Here is a 732-nt window from a genome sequence, read left to right as displayed (position 1 = left end):
TGTAAGAAGAAGTTGAATGGTGCGGTCGAGAGGACTTGAACCTCCACGGTGTTGCCACCACTAGAACCTGAATCTAGCGCGTCTGCCAATTCCGCCACGACCGCATTTTCCCATCTAAGTAGCCAGATCTGTTGATAAGCTGACTTTCACTTTTTGGGTTTATAAAAACTGGTGAGCCATGAAGGACTCGAACCTTCGACCCTCTGATTAAAAGTCAGATGCTCTACCAACTGAGCTAATGGCTCATGAAAATGGTGGGGAGAGACGGATTCGAACCGCCGAACCCGGAGGGAGCAGATTTACAGTCTGCCGTGTTTAGCCACTTCACTATCTCCCCAAATTCATGGTGCCGGCAATAGGACTTGAACCCACAACCCCCTGATTACAAGTCAGGTGCTCTACCAATTGAGCTATACCGGCATATCTTTAATTATGGCATATCTTTCATGAAAAATCAACGTTTTTTTATTACGTTAAACCTTTTTCATGTTCGTGAACTATGCCATCTTATTAAGAAAGATGGCGGAGCTGACGGGACTCGAACCCGCGACCTCCGGTGTGACAGACCGGCGTGAACTCCAACTTCACCACAGCTCCAAATTTGGTTGCACCCACTGGGCACTCCGATCCTACTTGATCAAGAATATTACTCGACGTAGAGCAAGTAGAAAATTTGGTTGCGGGAGCAGGATTTGAACCTGCGACCTTCGGGTTATGAGCCCGACGAGCTAC

At 47.7% G+C, this 732-nt stretch carries 5 tRNA genes; all 5 read right to left on the bottom strand.

From position 1 onward, the window contains the following. Positions 1–17: 17 nt before the first annotated feature. Positions 18–104, bottom strand: a tRNA-Leu gene (locus POF51_RS32045). Positions 105–169: 65 nt separating this feature from the next. Further along, positions 170–245, bottom strand: a tRNA-Lys gene (locus POF51_RS32040). 7 nt (positions 246–252) lie between these two features. Continuing rightward, positions 253–337, bottom strand: a tRNA-Tyr gene (locus tag POF51_RS32035). Between the two features lie 7 nt (positions 338–344). After that, positions 345–420: transfer RNA gene (locus POF51_RS32030), tRNA-Thr, on the bottom strand. 100 nt (positions 421–520) lie between these two features. Further along, a tRNA-Asp gene (locus POF51_RS32025) sits at positions 521–597 on the bottom strand. Between the last annotated feature and the right edge of the window lie 135 nt (positions 598–732).

The organism is Brevibacillus sp. AG, assembly GCF_028369215.1.
GTDB lineage: Bacteria > Bacillota > Bacilli > Brevibacillales > Brevibacillaceae > Brevibacillus > Brevibacillus porteri.
This window is presented reverse-complemented; position numbering and strand designations above follow the sequence as displayed.